Source organism: Tabrizicola thermarum (assembly GCF_003574395.1).
Classification (GTDB): Bacteria; Pseudomonadota; Alphaproteobacteria; order Rhodobacterales; family Rhodobacteraceae; genus Tabrizicola; species Tabrizicola thermarum.
Map to the genome: position 1 here is coordinate 1 of NZ_QMJY01000067.1, position 17007 is coordinate 17007.

Annotated in this window: 14 protein-coding genes; 8 read left to right on the forward strand and 6 right to left on the reverse strand. The window is 67.7% G+C overall.

Annotated elements, in window-relative coordinates; all coding sequences use genetic code 11:
- Window positions 1–164: 164 nt before the first annotated feature.
- Entirely contained in the window at window positions 165–650 is a 486-nt protein-coding gene (locus tag D5084_RS09640) for a VOC family protein (protein WP_128515283.1), read from the reverse strand.
- A 79-nt stretch (window positions 651–729) separates the two neighbouring features.
- Here D5084_RS09640 and D5084_RS09645 point away from each other — a divergent pair, with 79 nt between their 5' ends.
- The 3 genes from D5084_RS09645 (at window position 730) to D5084_RS09655 (ending at window position 3029) form a co-directional block, all read left to right on the forward strand.
- The gene (locus D5084_RS09645; RefSeq protein WP_128515284.1) at window positions 730–1140 is read left to right on the forward strand and encodes a winged helix-turn-helix transcriptional regulator; all 411 of its coding nucleotides are present in this window, start codon (window positions 730–732) and stop codon (window positions 1138–1140) included.
- Window positions 1141–1246: 106 nt separating this feature from the next.
- Entirely contained in the window at window positions 1247–2158 is a 912-nt protein-coding gene (locus D5084_RS09650; RefSeq protein ID WP_128515285.1) for a pirin family protein, read from the forward strand.
- A 127-nt stretch (window positions 2159–2285) separates the two neighbouring features.
- Window positions 2286–3029: a class I SAM-dependent methyltransferase gene (locus D5084_RS09655; protein WP_128515286.1), complete on the forward strand. Its 744-nt coding sequence runs from the start codon at window positions 2286–2288 to the stop codon at window positions 3027–3029.
- Here D5084_RS09655 and D5084_RS09660 read toward each other — a convergent pair.
- Both D5084_RS09660 and D5084_RS09665 read right to left on the reverse strand, forming a co-directional pair.
- Window positions 3026–5539 carry an ABC transporter permease gene (locus tag D5084_RS09660; protein WP_128515287.1) on the reverse strand — a complete coding sequence of 838 codons (2514 nt, stop codon included), beginning with the start codon at window positions 5537–5539 and terminating at the stop codon, window positions 3026–3028. The two genes, D5084_RS09655 and D5084_RS09660, sit on opposite strands and share 4 nt — an antisense overlap.
- A complete protein-coding gene (locus D5084_RS09665; RefSeq protein ID WP_128515288.1) occupies window positions 5536–6231 on the reverse strand; it encodes an ABC transporter ATP-binding protein in 696 nt (231 codons plus the stop codon). Before D5084_RS09665 ends, D5084_RS09660 begins: the two co-directional genes overlap by 4 nt.
- A gap of 52 nt (window positions 6232–6283) precedes the next feature.
- Between D5084_RS09665 and D5084_RS09670 the strand changes: the two genes are divergently transcribed.
- The 3 genes from D5084_RS09670 (at window position 6284) to D5084_RS09680 (ending at window position 11339) form a co-directional block, all read left to right on the forward strand.
- Entirely contained in the window at window positions 6284–6928 is a 645-nt protein-coding gene (locus D5084_RS09670) for an arylesterase (RefSeq protein ID WP_238382593.1), read from the forward strand.
- Between the two features lie 57 nt (window positions 6929–6985).
- Window positions 6986–10561, forward strand: a complete 3576-nt coding sequence (locus D5084_RS09675) for a hydantoinase B/oxoprolinase family protein (protein ID WP_128515290.1) — start codon at window positions 6986–6988, stop codon at window positions 10559–10561.
- An 85-nt stretch (window positions 10562–10646) separates the two neighbouring features.
- Window positions 10647–11339, forward strand: a complete 693-nt coding sequence (locus tag D5084_RS09680; protein ID WP_162302414.1) for a tellurite resistance TerB family protein — start codon at window positions 10647–10649, stop codon at window positions 11337–11339.
- Window positions 11340–11343: 4 nt separating this feature from the next.
- On the opposite strand, the gene D5084_RS09685 is transcribed toward D5084_RS09680, so the two are convergent.
- Both D5084_RS09685 and D5084_RS09690 read right to left on the reverse strand, forming a co-directional pair.
- On the reverse strand, window positions 11344–12174 hold the full coding sequence (locus D5084_RS09685) for an SDR family oxidoreductase (RefSeq protein ID WP_128515292.1): 831 nt from the start codon (window positions 12172–12174) through the stop codon (window positions 11344–11346).
- 24 nt (window positions 12175–12198) lie between these two features.
- Window positions 12199–12789: an SH3 domain-containing protein gene (locus tag D5084_RS09690; RefSeq protein WP_128515293.1), complete on the reverse strand. Its 591-nt coding sequence runs from the start codon at window positions 12787–12789 to the stop codon at window positions 12199–12201.
- Window positions 12790–12929: 140 nt separating this feature from the next.
- Here D5084_RS09690 and parC point away from each other — a divergent pair, with 140 nt between their 5' ends.
- Window positions 12930–15260 (forward strand): DNA topoisomerase IV subunit A, encoded by a 2331-nt coding sequence (gene parC, locus D5084_RS09695; RefSeq protein WP_128515294.1) that lies wholly within the window; start codon window positions 12930–12932, stop codon window positions 15258–15260.
- Between the two features lie 69 nt (window positions 15261–15329).
- Here the strand turns inward: parC and D5084_RS09700 are convergent, their stop codons facing one another.
- Window positions 15330–16688 (reverse strand): cytochrome P450, encoded by a 1359-nt coding sequence (locus D5084_RS09700; RefSeq protein WP_128515295.1) that lies wholly within the window; start codon window positions 16686–16688, stop codon window positions 15330–15332.
- Window positions 16689–16857: 169 nt separating this feature from the next.
- Between D5084_RS09700 and D5084_RS09705 the strand changes: the two genes are divergently transcribed.
- Window positions 16858–17007 (forward strand): GTP-binding protein (locus D5084_RS09705; RefSeq protein ID WP_238382594.1); only part of this gene is annotated, 150 nt, incomplete at its 3' end.

Below are 17007 nucleotides of genomic sequence, written 5' to 3' on the forward strand. Positions count from 1 at the left end.
CTCCGCACCATCCAGATGCAACCCCCGCCGATCCATCCCAAACCCCATCCCAACCTCAGCTGTTGCGCTCCATTCTAGAGGCGAAGATTTGGTAATCTCTTCAGTCTGGCCGGAGTGGCAGCATCCGACCAAGCAATTCGATGTGCGGTGAGCAGTCCTCGCGGTCAGCCGCCCGGTTGTTCAATGCCGTCGGGCATATGGCTGAAAACTTCAAGGATGACACCCAAGTCCCGCTCGGTGTCGAGATACTGCACATCGACGCCGCTGAAGGTGCCGCTGAGGATCGGTGTCGAGCCTTTCTCCGCCTGCTGCCTCACGACCTTGCGATAGTCCGGCGTGGCAACGGCTATGTGGTGGACGCCACCGACGCCACCACGTTGCGCGAGGAATTGGCCGAAAAGGTCGTCCTCGGCCACGGGCTGGATCAGTTCCCACATTACGCTGCCGACCATCGTGATTGCGATCTTGGATTTCCACTCCATACGTTGACCGTGCAGCCGCACATCGTGAGTGTTTTCTGACCCGATCTCCATGATCCGCCAGCCGCCAATACCGAACTGTTCTTCGTAATTGCGGGCTGCAGCTTCGACATCAGGGACGACAATGCCGATCTGCATGGTCTTGGTAAAGGCTGGGGCCGGATGGGTCATTAGGTTCTCCTTCGGTTTCACTTGCTAAATACAAGCATTATAACTTGCTAAGCGCAAGCGATTCTGTTAACTGTAAGTCATGACAGAGCGAGACCAGCGACGTTCGACCTGCCCGATCAGTGCCGCTCTTGAAGTGGTTGGAGACCGCTGGACGCTGCTGATTGTCCGCGACATGATTTTTGGTGGCGCGCGGACGTACCGGGACTTGCTGGCAGCGCCGGAAGGGATTGCCACGAACATCCTTGCAAACCGTTTGGCACGCATGCAGGCGCTGGGAATACTTACCAGCCTACCCGATCCTCAAGACGGTCGCCGGATGATTTACCGGCTAACGCCGAAGGGTTTGGACCTCCTGCCTGTCCTGATGGGGCTGAGCACCTGGGGTGCTCGCTATGAAGGCGGCATTGCGCCGGAGGGAGTGCTGGAGGCCTGGATGGAAGACCCGAAGGCGTTTGTGACCCGCGTGCAGGCCGCCCAAGCGGCCGATTGACCCATCGAGCATTGGTGCATTGCTGCACAGATGACCCCCGCAGATGCGCCTTGGCGTGGGGGCCGCACCGCCCCATCTTCTGCCCAACGCAATTCAGGAGACAGCCATGTCCATCCGTCCCGTGATCGAGACCCGCCGCGCCCAGCCCCATATCGAGGGCGCGGGCGTCCATCTGCATCGCGCCTTCGGGTTCCAGGACCCGACCGAGGCGGACCCGTTCCTTCTCTTCGACGACTTCCGGGGCGATCATCCGCGCGACTATTCGGCGGGCTTCCCGTGGCACCCGCATCGGGGGATCGAGACGATCACCTATGTACTGGCGGGGACCGTGGAGCATGGCGACTCGCTGGGCAACAGGGGCACCTTGGGGCCGGGGTCGTTGCAGCTGATGACCGCCGGGCGAGGCATCCTGCATCAGGAGATGCCGAAAGGCGACGAACAGGGCCGGATGCATGGCTTCCAGCTCTGGGGCAACCTGCCCGGGCGGCTCAAGATGACAGCGCCGCGCTATCAGGACATGCCCTCCGAAGCCCTGCCCGAGCGGCATGAGGATGACGGCACCAGCATCCGCGTGGTGATCGGCGACTATCGCGGGGTGAAAAGCCCGGTGGAAGGCATCGCGGCGGATCCGCAGTATCTGGATGTCTTCGTGGCCCCGGGCAGGCGCAAGACCTTCAAGGTCGACACCCGGCGTCGGGCCTTTGCCTATGTCTTCGAGGGCGCGGGGAACTTCCGCGACGCGGCGCGGCCCGAGGGCGTGCTCTTGGAGAAGGAAGTGATGGGCCGGGAGGTCAACATCCGCGACCTGTCGGGCAACCGGACGCTGGTGCGCTTTGGCGCAGGCGATGAGGTGACGGTGACGGCGGGGCCGGAGGGCGTGCGGTTCCTCCTCATCTCGGGTGCGCCGATCGAGGAGCCGGTGGCCTGGGCCGGGCCGATCGTGATGAACAGCGAGGCCGAACTGCGCCAGGCCTTTGCCGAACTGCGCAACGGGACGTTCATCCGTCCGGCGCATTGACGAGACCCCGTCCCGGGCTTGACCCGGGACCTCTGCCGACACGGGAGGCCCCGGGTCAAGCCCGGGGCGGGGTTGCGTCTGAACCGGGCGCATTGCATGGTGCCCGCGTCCAGTCGCAGGACCGCCGATGTTCGTCAAACCCTCTGGCATGCCCTATTACCGCTTTCTGCGGAGCCTGCATGAGGCCTGCCTGTTCGACTGGTATCTGGAGATCGGCTGCCGTTCGGGGGAAAGTTTCGCTCCGGTCCGGTCGAAGACCGTGGCGGTGGATCCGTTCTTCCGGGCCGAGATCAACATCATCGGCCGGAAGCCCGCGCAGCATGTGTTCCAGGCGACCAGCGACGAGTTCTTTGCCAGCGGGTTCCTGGCGCGGAACGGCATCCGGTTGGGACTGGCCTTCCTGGACGGGATGCATCTGGTCGAATACCTGTTGCGGGACTTCATGCACACCGAGGCGGCGATGGCCCCCGGTGGGGTGATCCTTCTGCATGACTGCGTGCCCTATGGGCCGGGCATGATGACGCGGGACCTGTCGCGGTTGCCGAAAGGGTCCTGGACCGGGGATGTCTGGAAGATGATCCCGATCCTGCGGATGTGGCGGCCGGACCTGACGTTGACGGTGCTTGATTGCCGGTCGACGGGGCTGGTCTGTGTCTCGGGTCTGGACCCGGACAATCGCGTGCTGGCCGGGGCCTATGACCGGATCGTCGCGGACTGGGTCGGGGTCGAGCTGGAGGCATACGGGGTGGAGCGGTTCTTTGCCTCGTTCCAGATGGCCAGCGCCCGGGCCGAGCGGGCAGCGGGGTTCCCGCTGTTCCGACAGGCGGCGGTCGAGGGCGTGGGTCTGGAGCCGGTTCCGGTGACCCCCTAGTCCTGTGCGCGGAGGGTTCCGGCCGGCCGGGCGTTGAGGGGCCGCAGCGCGAAGAAGAGGCCGGCGAGGAGCGTGGCAAGGACCCCGCCCGCGACGATGCCGATGGCGGACCAGGGCTCGAACCGGTAGGTCGAGTCCATCACGAAGGTCATCACCGCCCAGCCCGACAGGCCCCCGGCGATGACCGCGACGATCCCGGCGGCGGCGCCCATGAGGGCGGAGCGGAGGGCGAAGCTGGAAAGGATCTTCCCTCGCGTGGCCCCCAGGGTCTTGAGGATGGCGGATTCGTAGATCCGGGCCCGTTCGCCCGCCGCCGCCGCACCGATCAGGACGACGAAGCCGGTGATGAGCGTGCCTGCGGCGGCCCAGGCTGTCGCGGTGGCGATGGCGGAAAGCGCCTCGGCCACGCGGTCCACCGCCTCGCGGATGGCGATGGCGGTGATGTTGGGCCAGGTCTTGGTGACCTGCCGCAGGATCGCCGCCTCGGCCTGAGGCGGGGCGTAGACGGTGGCGATGTGGGTGTGGGGCGCCCCGGCGAGGGCGGCGGGGTTCAGGGTCATCACGAAGCCCATTCCGGCGTTGGAGAAATCGACCTCGCGGAAGGATGTGATGGTGGCGGTCAGGTCGCGGCCAAGGATGTTGACCGTCATCGTGTCGCCGATCTTCAGTCCGATTTCGGCGGCTTCCTCGGCGGCGAAGCTGATCTGGGGGGCGCCCTGATAGTCCCTTGGCCAGAAGGTGCCGGCGGTGATGCGGGTCTTGGGGCCGGGCGTGGCGGCGTAGGTGATGCCGCGGTCGCCGCGGATGACCCAGTGGTCGCCGGCGACCTCACGCGCGGGGATGCCATTGATCCGGGTGATGACGCCGCGCAGCATGGGGGCGGTTTCGACTTCGGTGACGGCGGGGTCGGCTTTCATCATCGCGAGGAAGGTGTCAAGCTGGTCGGGCTGGATGTCGATGAAGAAGAAGGCGGGCGCGCGGGTGGGCAGGTCGGTGGCGATGGCCTGGCGCAGGTTCCAGTCGATCTGCCCCACGGCGGCAAGGACCGAGAGACCGAGGCCGAGGGAGAGGACGACGGAGCTGGCGTCGGAGCGGGGGGCGCCGATGGCGGCAAGGGCCGCGCGGGTGGCGGGGCGGCCTTGGGTCAGCCGGGTGCGGGCGAGGCGTTTCGTGGCCCATCTCAGGCCGGCGGCGGCCAGCGCGAGGATGAGGAGCGCGCCGAGGACGCCTCCGGCCGCGCCGAGGGCAAGCTCGGGGATGCCGGAGAGCCAGGTGGCGCTGCCGATCAGCGCGAGGGCGGCGAGGGCGAGGGCGGCCAGATAGCGTTTCCGGGGCCAGGCGCGGGTGCCGCTGCCGCCACGGTACAGGGCGGCGGGGCGGATGCGTTCGGTGCGCGCAAGGGGGAGGAGCGTGAAGATGAGGGCGGAGAGCGCGCCGTAGAAGGCGGCTTCGACCAGCGCGCCGGGGGAGAGGCGGATCTGGGCGGGGAAGGGGAGCGAGGCCTCGATCAGAGGCGCGGCGAGGAGGGGGACGATGGCACCGAGGGCAAGGCCAAGGGAGATGCCGAGGGCCGACAGGATCGCGGTCTGCCAGAGGTAGCTGCGGAAGATCAGGCCGCCTTCCGCGCCGAGGGTCTTCAGCGTGGCGATGGTTTCCACCTTGCCGTCGAGGTAGGACCGTATCGCGGCGGAGATGCCGACCCCGCCCACCGCAAGGCCCGCAAGGCCGACCAGCACGAGGAAGCTGCCGATACGGTCCACGAAGGTCTCGATCCCCGGGGCGGCGTTGCGGCTGTCGGTCCAGCGCATCCCCTTGTCGCGGAAGGTGGCCTCTGACCGGGTCTCAAGGGCTTGCAGGTCCGCGCCCCCGGGCAGGAGCAGACGGTAGCGGGTTTCATACATCGAGCCCGATGCCAGAAGGCCGGACCCGGCCAGCGCATCGGAGCGGACGATCGTCCGGGGGCCGAGGGTGAAGCCGGTAGAGGCAGAGTCGGGTTCGCGGATCAGGGCGGCGGTGAGGCGGAAGTCCTGCGTCCCGAGGCGGAAGGTATCGCCGATGGCCAGCGAGAGGCGGTCGATCAGGACCGGGTCCATGATCGCGCCTGGAAGGCCGTTCCGGTCGGCAAGTGCCTCGGAGACCGGGATCGGGGGGTCGAGGGTGGCGGATCCTGTCAGGGGCCAGGCGTCGTCGACGGCCTTGATCTGGGTCAGTGCCTGGTCGCCGTCGACAAGGGCCATGGAGCGGAAATCGTAGATTTCGGAGACCTTCGTGGCGATCCGGTCCATATAGGCGCGCTCATCCGCATCGGCGGCGCGGTAGGTGAAGCGCATCTCGGCGTCGCCGCCCAGGATCACCGCGCCCTGGTCGGTCAGACCCTGCTGGATGCCGGTGCGCAGGGTGCCGACGGCGGCGATGGCGGCCACACCGAGGGCGAGGCAGGCAAGAAAGACGCGGAAGCCGCGCAGGCCGCCGCGAAGCTCGCGCCGGGCGATGGTGAAGGCGAGGCTCATTCGGCGGCCTTGGCAAGCGCTTCGGGCGCGAGGAGGCCATCGGCAAGCCGGATCACCCGGTCGCAGCGGGCCGCAAGTTCGGGCGCGTGGGTCACAAGGACCAGCGTCGCGCCGTGGCGGTCACGCAGACCGAAGAGCAGGTCCATGATCGCCTGACCATTGACGCCGTCCAGGTTGCCGGTCGGTTCATCGGCCAGAAGGACCGCCGGGCGCGGCACGGCGGCGCGGGCCAGCGCCACGCGCTGCTGTTCGCCCCCCGACATCTGGCTGGGGTAGTGGTGCATCCGCTTGCCCAGGCCCACCGTGGCCAGTTCAGCCTCGGCCCGCTCGAAGGCGTCCGGCGCGCCCGCAAGTTCAAGGGGTAACGCCACGTTCTCCAGGGCCGTCATCGTGGGAATGAGGTGGAAGGATTGGAACACAACCCCCATATTCCCCCGACGGAACCGGGCGAGCGCGTCTTCGTCCATCGCGGTCAGGTCCTGGCCCAAAGCCAGAACCTTGCCGCCGGTGGCACGCTCCAACCCGCCCATGAGCATGAGGAGCGACGACTTGCCCGACCCCGATGGCCCGACCAGCCCGACCGTTTCGCCCCTGTGGATGGAGAGCGTGATGCCCTTCAGGATCTCGACCGGACCGGCGTTGCCGGCAAGGGTCAGCCGCGCATCGGAAAGCGCGAGAACAGGGTCGGTCATGCAAGGCGTCCTTCGGCTGGCTCGTTCTGTCGGATATGGCGCGGTTTGCCGGATGCGCAATGCTGCGATTGCAGTCTTGGCACTGTCAACATTCGCCTTGGCCGAACCGGTCACGATCGTGGCACTGGGCGACAGCCTGACGGCGGGCTATGGGCTTAGCGATCAGTCGCAGGGTTTCGTGCCGGTGCTGGAGGGGTGGCTGAAGGCGCGGGGGCATGACGTCGTGGTGCAGAACGCGGGTGTTTCGGGCGACACGACGGCCGGGGGCCTTGCGCGGGTCGGCTGGGCGCTGGGGGCGGGGGCGGATGCGCTGATCGTGACGCTGGGGGGCAACGACCTGTTGCGCGGACTGGACCCGGCGGGGTCGAAGGCGAACCTGGACGGCATCCTGAAAGAGGCGGCGGCGCGGGGGCTGCCGGTGCTTCTGGTGTCGATGAAGGCGCCGGGAAATTTCGGGCCGGAATACAAGGCGGCCTTCGACGGGATGTATGCCGAACTGGCGGCCGCGTACGGAGCCCTGCTGGCCGACGATTTCTTTGCCGGGCTGCGGGCGGCGGGGGCGGATCCGGCAGATCCGGCCTCGATGGCGGCCTACATGCAGGCGGACGGCCTGCATCCGAACCCCGAGGGCGTGAAGCTGATCGTCGAGGGGCTGGGGCCGAAGGTCGAGGAGCTTCTGGCCAGGGTCGGGCGCTGACCGGCTTGCATCTTGCGCACCCGCGCGTCACCAAAGGGGGGATCGACGGGGGCGCGGATGGCTTGGGAATTCTGGATCGACCGGGGCGGGACCTTCACCGATGTGGTCGGGCGTGCGCCGGACGGTCGGCTGGTGACGGCCAAACTCCTGTCGGAAAACCCGGAACGCTATGCTGATGCGGCCGTTCAGGGCATCCGCGACTGTATGGGGCTATGTCCAGGAGAGGCGATCCCCGACGGCAGCATCGCGGCGGTCAAGATGGGCACGACGGTCGCCACCAACGCGCTTCTGGAACGGAAGGGAGAGCGCGTCGCGCTGCTGATCACGGAAGGCTTCGGCGATCTGCTGCGCATCGGCACCCAGGCGCGGCCGGAGCTGTTCGAGCTGAACATCAGGCGGCCGGAGCTTTTATATGAACAAGTATTCGAAATACCGGGGCGGCTGGATGCCGAGGGTGCGGAGGTCCGTCCGCTGGACCTGACAGCGGTGACGGATGCGCTGGCCCGCGCCCATGCCCTGGGCATCCGGGCGGTTGCCGTGGCGCTGATGCATGGGCATGTGAACCCGGCGCATGAGATCGCGGTCGGCCGGGTCGCGCGCGACATGGGGTTTTCCCAGATTTCCCTGTCGCATCAGGTGTCTCGCCTGGCCAAGCTGGTGGCGCGAGGGGATACGACGGTGGTCGATGCCTACCTGTCGCCGATCCTGCGGCGCTATGTGGCCCGGGTCGAAGGGGCGCTTGACATGGGGCGGGCGACGGGGCGGCTTCTGTTCATGCAGTCGAACGGCGGGCTGACAGAGGCCGGGCGGTTTCAGGGCAAGGATGCGATCCTGTCGGGGCCTGCGGGGGGCATTGTCGGCATGGTGCGCACGGCTCAGGCCGCCGGGTTCGACCGGCTGATCGGGTTTGACATGGGTGGCACCTCGACCGATGTCAGCCACTTCGCGGGGGTTTACGAACGGTCGTTCGAGACAGAGGTCGCGGGTGTGCGGATGCGCGCTCCGATGATGGACATCCACACGGTTGCGGCAGGTGGGGGGTCGATCTGTTCGTTCCGTGACGGGCGGTTCCAGGTCGGCCCGGAAAGTGCCGGCGCCAATCCGGGGCCAGCCAGCTATCGCCGGGGCGGGCCGCTGACGATCACCGATTGCAACGTGATGCTGGGGCGCCTGTCCCCGGCGCATTTCCCAGCCGTCTTCGGGCCGGAGGGCGATCAGCCGCTGGACGTCGCAGCGGTGCGGCGGGGCTTCGAGGCGCTGGCGGCCGAGGTGGCGAAGGTGACCGGGCGCCGTGACCCGCCGGAGGTCATTGCAGAAGGCTTCCTGCGCATTGCCATCGACAACATGGCCAATGCGATCAAGAAGATCAGCGTCCAGCGCGGGCATGATGTGACGGGCTATGCGCTGCAATGCTTCGGCGGCGCGGGCGGGCAGCATGCCTGCGGGGTCGCGGATGCCCTTGGAATGAAAACGGTTTTCATGCATCCTCAGGCCGGGGTGCTTTCTGCCTTCGGCATGGGGCTTGCACAGCTGCGGGTGCTGCGCGAAATCCAGTTCGACGCGCCGCTTTCAAGCCTGCCCGAGGCGCGGTCGCGGATCGGTGAACTGGCGGAGTCGGCGGTGGCAGAATTGGCCGCGCAAGGCGTGGCAGCGCCAGCCGTGACGCTGACCGCGCACCTGCGCCATGACGGCCAGCACCAGTCGCTGCCGGTTCCCTTCGGCGACGCCGCAGAGATGGCCGAGGCCTTCGCCGCAGCGCATCGGGCGCGGTTCGGCTTCACCTCTCCGGAGCGGCCGCTGCTGTTCGAGATGCTGGCGGTCGAGGCCGAAGGCGGCGGGGCGGGCCTGCCTGATCCTGCACCGGGCGAAGGCGCCGGGACGCCGGAGGGGACGCTGAGGGTCTGGGCGGCGGGAGGGTGGCAGGAGGTGCCCCTCTATCAGCGCAAGGACTGCGGCCGGGCGACCCGGATCGCCGGGCCCGCGGTGATCGCCGAGGCGACCGGGACGGTGATCGTCGAGCCGGGCTGGGAAGCCTCGGTCGATGACCGGGCGAACCTGATCCTGCGGCGGGTGGCGGAAATTGTCCGGCCCCCTGCGGCGGGGACAAGGGCCGATCCGGTCTTGCTGGAGGTGTTCAACAACCTGTTCATGTCGGTCGCCGACCAGATGGGGGCGACGCTTGCCAATACGGCCTGGTCAGTCAACATCAAGGAAAGGCTGGACTTTTCCTGTGCGATCTTCGACGCGGCGGGCGATCTGGTGGCCAATGCTCCGCATGTTCCGGTGCATCTGGGGTCGATGAGCCATGCGGTCAAGACGGTGATCGCGGCGGTCGGCGCCACGGCGCGCGAGGGGGATGCCTGGATGCTGAACTCGCCCTGGAACGGCGGCACGCATCTGCCGGATGTCACCGTGATTACCCCGGTCTTCGTGAACGACAGGCCCGCCTTCTGGCTGGGCTCGCGCGGGCATCACGCCGACATCGGCGGGCGCACGCCGGGATCGGGGCCACCGGACAGCACGACGATCGAGGAGGAGGGCGTGCTGATCGACCTTTTCCCGCTGGTGCGGCAGGGCGTCTTGCAGGAGGCGGAGGTGCGGGCACTTCTGGGGTCGGGCCGCTGGCCCTGCCGGTCGCCGGACCAGAACATGGCGGACCTCAAGGCGCAGATTGCCGCGAACGAGACCGGACGGCGCGAGCTTTTGCGTGTGGTCGACCTGCACGGGGCCGAGGTGGTTGCGGCCTATATGGGACATGTGCAGCGGAACGCAGAGGAATGCGTGCGGGCCGTGATCGACCGATTGAAGGACGGGTCCTTCACTTATCCGATGGATATCGGAACGACCATTCAGGTAAAGGTCCTGGTGGATCGCGCCGCGCGGTCGGCGAAAATAGATTTCACCGGGACCAGTGCGCAGCATTCCGGGAATTACAACGCGCCGCAGGCGGTGACGCGGGCGGTGGTGCTGTATGTGTTCCGCACGCTTGTCGGCAAGGCCATTCCGCTGAACGAAGGCTGTCTGAAGCCATTGGAGATCATCGTGCCCGAGGGGACTTTGCTGAACCCCCGCGCCCCGGCGGCGGTGATCGCGGGGAATACCGAGGTCAGCCAGTCGGCCTGCAACGCGCTTTACGGCGCGCTGGGGGTGGTGGCGGCGGCGCAAGGGACGATGAACAACTTCATCTGGGGGAATGACCGGTTCCAGAACTACGAGACCATCGCCGGGGGCAGCGGTGCGGGGCCGGGGTTCGATGGGTGCGATGCGGTGCAAAGCCATATGACCAACACGCGGATGACCGATCCCGAAGTGCTGGAAAAGCGGTTTCCGGTGCGGCTGGAGGCTTTCTCCATCCGGCGGGGTTCGGGGGGAAGCGGCAAGTGGCGCGGCGGCAACGGGGCGGTGCGGAAGCTGCGGTTCCTTGCGCCGGTCACGGTCACCACGCTGTGCGGCAGCCGAAGGGTCGCGCCGTTCGGCGGGGACGGCGGCGGGCCGGGGGCTGTGGGGGAAAACCTGGTGCACTGGCCGGATGGCCGCGTCGAACGGCTGGGCGGCAATGATGAGCGCGAGCTTCCCGAAGGCGCGGTGTTCGAGATGCGCACGCCCGGCGGCGGCGGCTGGGGCGCGGCTTAGGCGGCGGTTGGCCGGGCCCGCCGCCCGTCATTGCGCTGTTGCAGATCGGTTCCCATATGCTGCGGGGCAAACAGAGGAGGTCCGAATGCTGAACGCGAAGTCCCTGATGGACAGCCTGGTGGGCGGTCTGTCCCAGATGACCGGCGGCAACGGCGCCAAGGGTCTGGCCGACAAGGCGAAAGAGGCCTGGAACAGCCAGTCGGCCCTGGGCAAGGGCGCGATTGCCGGGGGGCTTCTGGGCGTGCTTCTGACCCGGGGCGGGCGGCGGATGCTGGGCACCGGGGTCAGGATCGGCGGCATGGCGGCCATCGGCGGGCTGGCCTACAAGGCCTATGAGGACTGGAAGAACGGCCGCGCCGGTGCGGAGGGGGCCGTCGCGCTTCCGGCGCCCGAGGGCAGCGCGTTCAATCCCACGGATGCAGCGGCGGCGGACGATCTGGCGACGCATCTGTTGCAGGCGATGATCGCGGCGGCGAAGGCGGATGGCGAGGTTTCGGCCGAGGAGCGCGCCGCGATTGACGCGCAACTGGCCACGCTGGGACTGGGGCCCGAAGCCGAAGCGCTGATCGCGGCCGAGCTGGACGCGCCGCTGGACGTGGGCCGGATTGCAGCCCTTGCGCAAAGCGAGGCCGAGGCGACGCAGCTTTACGCCGCCACCCTGATGATCGTGGACGAGGCGAACCCGGCCGAGAAGGGCTATCTGGCGATGCTGGCCGCGCGGATGAAGCTGGACCAGGGGCTGGTCGACCGCCTGCATGCCGAGGCGGAGCGGCTGTAGGGCGTCAGCCTTTGGCGATCAGCCAATCGAGCGCGCGGGTCGACAGGATGCGCCGGGCCGCGCCCATCAGGTAGGTGGGCGTCGTGACATAGTAGCGCGCCCTGGGGCGAGGATGCTCCAGCGCGTGGATGAGCTTTGCCGTCACCGCCTCGGGGCCAAGCTCGAACGTGTCCTTCCTGGTCTTCTTGTCATACAGCCGTCCGCGCAAGGAGACATATTGCGCGCGCCGGGCCGAATGTTCCCAGTCCACCCACCTTTCGAAATGCGGGACTGCATTTTCACGGATCTTCGTGGCGATTGGGCCGGGCTCGATCAGGATCACCTCGATCCCGGTGCCCTTCATCTCGATCCGCAAGACATCGGTCAGGCCTTCCAGCGCGAATTTGGTCGAGACATAGGCCCCGCGCCAGGTCATGCCCACCAGTCCCAGGACAGAGGAGCAGTTGACGATCCGGCCATGGCCCTGCGACCGCATCAGCGGGATCACCCGGCGGGTCAGGTCGTGATAGCCGAAGAGGTTGGTTTCGAAGATTTCCCGCAAGGCGCCGCGCGGCAGATCCTCGACCGCGCCGGGGCAGGCGAAGGCGCCGTTGTTGTACAGCGCATCCAGCCTGCCGCCGGTGCGCGTCACGACTTCGGCGACGGCGGCGGCGATGCTGTCCTCATCCGCGTAGTCCAGACGAAAGCTCTCCAGCCCCTCGGCGCGCAGCCGGTCGCAGTCGGCCTCTTGCCGACAGGTCGCAAAGACCCTCCAGCCGCGAGCGTGCAGGGTGCGCGCGGCATCCAGGCCGATGCCCGATGAGCATCCGGTAATCAGGATCGAACGTCGGGACATCAGACCTCCGGGGGCGTGCGCCCCTCAGGGGGCAACGGGGCTGAGGTAGCGCATTGCGACGTAGCCTTCCACCCCGTCGCCCTGGATCACGATCCGCGCCCATTCGCCGTTGACCGCCTGCACCAGAAGTGCTGCCTCGCCCGAGCCGAGCGTGCCCAGCACTTCGCCCTCGGTCGAGGGTTCGGCGCGCACGTTCACCGAATCGGCGGTGACATACCAGATCGTCCCGGTGCCGCCCTCGGCGACTTCGGGGGTGGTCTCTGGCCCCGGCGCTGCGGGAACGGGTTCGGTGCCCAGCGACGACAGCGAGAAGATCGGCTCTTGCACCTCGGTCACCAGCTTGCGCGCCGGCTCGACATAGGGCTCGGGCTCGGCCCGCGTCACGACCGGAGCGGCGGCCTGGGCGGTGGGCCGGGTGACAGGATTGGCCATCGGTTCTGCCGCGATCACCGTCACGGCCTCGGGCTGGGGCGCCGGCGGGACCGAATCACTTTCGGCGAGGGCCTTCCTGGCGGCCGCATCTGCCAGGCCCGGACGCAACTGCCCCCGGTCCTCCCCCGCAATCATCAGGGCGGCAAACAGGACGGCACACAAGATCAATGTCAGACGCAGCATCTGGAATCCGTTTGTCTCTTTGGCCTCCCATACCACAGGGGCCAGAGGGGAGTGCAGGAAAAATGCACAACCCCAAGGACGGTTCCGGGATGTGTCATTGCCATCTGGACCCGTGACGGTCTTTTCCCTACACAACATGCATGAGCGCCGAAGACGACGAACCCAAGATCGAGGGGTCCGGGGAGGGAACTCCCGAAGGCCTGACGACCGCTGAGCCGCTGTCGCGTGCGATCGGCGAGCGGTATCTGACCTATGCGCTGTCCACGATCATGCACCGCGCCCTGCCGGACGCGCGCGACGGGCTGAAGCCGGTGCACCGGCGAATCCTCTGGGCGATGCGGCGGCTGCGGCTGACGCCGACGGGGGGGTTCCTGAAATCGGCCAAGATCAGCGGCGACACGATGGGGGATTTCCACCCCCACGGCGATGCCGCGATCTACGACGCGATGGCGCGGCTGGCCCAGGATTTCAACATGCGCTACCCGCTGGTGGACGGGCAGGGCAACTTCGGCAACATCGACGGCGACAACCCGGCCGCCAGCCGCTATACCGAGGCGCGCGTCACCCAGGCGGCGGAACTGCTGATGGAGGGCATCGACGAGACCGCCGTCGATTTCCGCCCGAACTATGACGGCCGTCTGGAAGAGCCGGTGGTGCTGCCGGCGGCCTTCCCGAACCTTCTGGCCAACGGGTCGTCGGGCATTGCCGTGGGGATGGCCACGAACATCCCGCCGCACAATCTGGATGAGCTGATCGACGGCTGTCAGGCCCTGCTGGCCGACCCCCAGCTTTCCGACGAGGCGTTGGTGGCGCTGATCCCCGGCCCCGATTTCCCGACCGGCGGGGTGATCGTGGAGCCGCGCGACAGCATCCTCGAGGCCTACCGCACCGGTCGCGGCGCCTTCCGCACCCGGGCGAAGTGGCAGGTCGAGGATCTGGGGCGCGGCACCTGGCAGATCGTCGTCACCGAGATCCCGTTCCAGGTGCAGAAGTCCAAGCTGATCGAGAAGCTGGCCGAACTGATCCAGCTGAAGAAGGTGCCGCTTCTGGCCGATGTCCGCGACGAAAGCGCCGAGGACATCCGGCTGATCCTGGAGCCGCGCGCGCGGAACGTGGACCCCGAGGTGCTGATGGGCAGCCTGTTCAGGAACTCGGACCTCGAGGTGCGGTTCAATCTGAACATGAACGTGCTGATCGACGGCCGCGTACCGAAGGTCTGTTCGCTGAAAGAGGTGCTGCGCGCCTTCCTTGACCACCGCCGCGACGTGCTGCGGCGGCGGTCCCAGCATCGGATCGAGAAGATCGACGCAAGGCTGGAGGTGCTGGAAGGGCTGCTGATCGCCTTCCTGAACCTGGACCGGGTGATTGACATCATCCGATACGACGAGGACCCGAAGGCCGCGCTGATGGCCGAGGACTGGTCGAAATCGCACATCCGGGCCACGTCGGAGAAGGACTACAAGTCCCCCGCCAAGGGCGGCGCGGGCCAGCTGACCGAGGTCCAGGCCGAGGCGATCCTGAACATGCGGCTGCGCAGTCTGCGGCGGCTGGAGGAGATGGAGCTGAACGCCGAGCGCGACGCGCTGATGAAGGAGCGCGCCGATCTGGCCGATCTTCTGGACAGCGAGCGGCGGCAGTGGAAGCGGATCGGCCAGGAGCTGGACGAGGTCCGCAAGCTCTATGGCAAGGGCACCGCACTGGGCGCGCGCCGGACGCAGTTCGCCGATGCGACCGAGGTCGAGGACATTCCTTTCGAGGCGATGATCGACCGGGAACCGATCACGGTCATCTGCTCGAAGATGGGCTGGATCCGGGCGCTGAAGGGCCATGTCGATCTGACGGCGGAACAGAAGTTCAAGGACGGCGACGGCCCGCGTTTCGCCTTCCATGCCGAGACGACGGACAAGATCCTGCTGGTGGCCGAGAACGGGCGGTTCTACACGCTTCTGGGCGCGAACCTGCCGGGCGGGCGCGGGATGGGCGAACCGGTGCGGCTGATGGTCGATCTGCCGAACGACACCGGGATCACCGATCTGATCGTCTGGCGGCCGGGGCAGAAATACCTGCTGGCCTCGACGGCCGGGGACGGGTTCGTGGTGCCGTCCGAGGAACTGCTGGCGCAGACCCGAGCGGGCAAGGCGGTGCTGACGGTGCGGGACGGGGTCAAGACGGCGGTCTGCACACCGGTCACGGGCGACATGGTGGCAGTGGTGGGCGACAACCGGAAGATGCTGGTTTTCCCGCTGTCCGAACTGCCGGAAATGGCCAGGGGCAAGGGCGTCAGGTTGCAGAAATACAAGGACGGCGGGTTGTCGGACGCGATCACCTTCACCAAGGCCGAGGGGCTGAGCTGGAAGGACCCCGCCGGTCGCACGCGGACCGAGGTCGATCTTCTGGAATGGACCGGCGCGCGGGCAAGTGCGGGCAAGATGGCCCCGCGCGGATTCCCGAGGGACAACCGGTTCACCTGACGGGCCGCCCGTCGTCGTCGCCCCTCGCCGGGTCGCCCCCGACAAGACGCCGAGGGCGCACGAGGAGGTTCAGGCCCGTTCCACCTTCAGCCAGACCCCGCCCTGCGGGCGCAGGGTCAGGATCATCACGGGCTTCGGGTCCTTGCCGGGGATGGAGCTGAAGCGGAAGCGGGCCAGCAGGGTGGCCAGCACGATCACCGCCTCTTGCAGCGCGAAGCTGGCGCCGATGCAGATGCGGGGGCCGTCGCCGAAGGGCAGATACTGGAAACGCGGCACCGCCCTGGGGTCGGCGAAACGGTCGGGGCGGAAGGCGTCCGGGTCCTGCCACAGCAGACGATGGCGGTGCAGCGCGTAGATCGGCAGGATCACCGTGTCGCCGGGGCGCACCTCGCGACCACAAAGCGTGTCGGCGGCCATCGCGGTGCGCGACAGGAAGGCGGCAGGGGGATAGAGCCGCAGCGCCTCGTCCACGATCCGGCGGGTCAGCGGCAGGCGGGCGAGGTCGGCGACGGTGGCGGCGCGGTCGCCCAGAACGCCCTGCGCCTCCTCTCGCGCGGCGGCCTGCACGGACGGGTCGAAGGCGCAGAGGTAAAGCGCCCAGGCCAGAGTCAGCGCCGTCGTCTCGTGCCCCGCGACGATGAAGGTCAAGAGGTTGTCGCGCAGTTCCGCCGTGGTCATCTGCCGCCCGCTTTCGGGGTCGGAGCCGGCCATCAGAAGGTCGAGAAGGTCGGGCGGGGTCTTTCCGCCCTCGGCCTTGCGCGCCTCGATCGCGCGGTCGGCCAGTTTCTTCGTCTCGCGCATCGCGGACCCGGTGAACAGGCGGTTCGGACGGGGAACCCAGGGCGGGGCGCCAAGGACATCCAGCAGCGAGACCTTTGCAGTTTCCGCGATGTATTGCTCGATGGCGGCATGGACCGCGCCCCGGTCAAAGCCGGTGCCGTCCGAGAAGGTGACATCCGCGATCACCTCGAAGGTCGCCGTCACCATCTCGTCGAACAGGTCCGCCGCCCGGCCCACGGCGCGGTCCAGCCGCGCGACGGACCGTTCCGCCGCCGCCGTCATCACCGGCCCCAGCGCGGTGACGTTGCGGTGCGAGAATACCGGGGCGGCGGTCCGGCGCTGCCACATCCATTGCGCGCCCTCGGCCACGAACAGGCTGTCGCCGATGGCGGGTTCGAGGATCAGCTTGGTCACGACCGATTTCGGGTAGTCTTCCACCCGGTCGCGCAGGACCTGCTTCAGACCGTCGGGGTCCATCAGCATGTGCCAGCGCTTGCCGGTGCGGCCGGACAGGATCGGCACCCGGGTCGCCACCTCGGGGATCAGTTCCAGGACGTTGCGCTGTGCGGCGCGAAAACTGGCCCAGACCCCCATCGGTTCGGTGTGGAGGGCAACGCGGGCGGGCAGGGAAGGGGGCGCGTCGAGCATGACGAAGAAGATAGGACGATCCCGCCCGCCGGCAAAGCGCCGTCCTGCCGCAGTCCCACGGGCGGTCCGGCCAATCAGGCTTGAATTTCCTGCGGGCAGGGGCTAAGTCGCCGCCCGTGTAATCTCGGCCCCGTCTCGGGGCGCGATCTGGACAAGGGCGGACAACGCGATGGCGAAGGCAAAGTTTGAACGGACGAAACCGCATGTGAACATCGGGACCATCGGTCACGTTGACCACGGCAAGACGACGCTGACGGCGGCGATCACGAAGTATTTCGGCGAATTCAAGGCCTATGACCAGATCGACGGCGCGCCGGAA

Excerpts from the sequence above, each read along its gene's own strand:
- D5084_RS09640 (WP_128515283.1), bottom strand. The coding sequence starts at position 650 with ATGACCCATCCGGCCCCAGCCTTTACCAAGACCATGCAGATCGGCATT.
- D5084_RS09645 (WP_128515284.1), top strand. The coding sequence starts at position 730 with ATGACAGAGCGAGACCAGCGACGTTCGACCTGCCCGATCAGTGCCGCT.
- D5084_RS09650 (WP_128515285.1), top strand. The coding sequence starts at position 1,247 with ATGTCCATCCGTCCCGTGATCGAGACCCGCCGCGCCCAGCCCCATATC.
- D5084_RS09655 (WP_128515286.1), top strand. The coding sequence starts at position 2,286 with ATGTTCGTCAAACCCTCTGGCATGCCCTATTACCGCTTTCTGCGGAGC.
- D5084_RS09660 (WP_128515287.1), bottom strand. The coding sequence starts at position 5,539 with ATGAGCCTCGCCTTCACCATCGCCCGGCGCGAGCTTCGCGGCGGCCTG.
- D5084_RS09665 (WP_128515288.1), bottom strand. The coding sequence starts at position 6,231 with ATGACCGACCCTGTTCTCGCGCTTTCCGATGCGCGGCTGACCCTTGCC.
- D5084_RS09670 (WP_238382593.1), top strand. The coding sequence starts at position 6,284 with ATGCGCAATGCTGCGATTGCAGTCTTGGCACTGTCAACATTCGCCTTG.
- D5084_RS09675 (WP_128515290.1), top strand. The coding sequence starts at position 6,986 with ATGGCTTGGGAATTCTGGATCGACCGGGGCGGGACCTTCACCGATGTG.
- D5084_RS09680 (WP_162302414.1), top strand. The coding sequence starts at position 10,647 with ATGCTGAACGCGAAGTCCCTGATGGACAGCCTGGTGGGCGGTCTGTCC.
- D5084_RS09685 (WP_128515292.1), bottom strand. The coding sequence starts at position 12,174 with ATGTCCCGACGTTCGATCCTGATTACCGGATGCTCATCGGGCATCGGC.
- D5084_RS09690 (WP_128515293.1), bottom strand. The coding sequence starts at position 12,789 with ATGCTGCGTCTGACATTGATCTTGTGTGCCGTCCTGTTTGCCGCCCTG.
- parC (WP_128515294.1), top strand. The coding sequence starts at position 12,930 with ATGAGCGCCGAAGACGACGAACCCAAGATCGAGGGGTCCGGGGAGGGA.
- D5084_RS09700 (WP_128515295.1), bottom strand. The coding sequence starts at position 16,688 with ATGCTCGACGCGCCCCCTTCCCTGCCCGCCCGCGTTGCCCTCCACACC.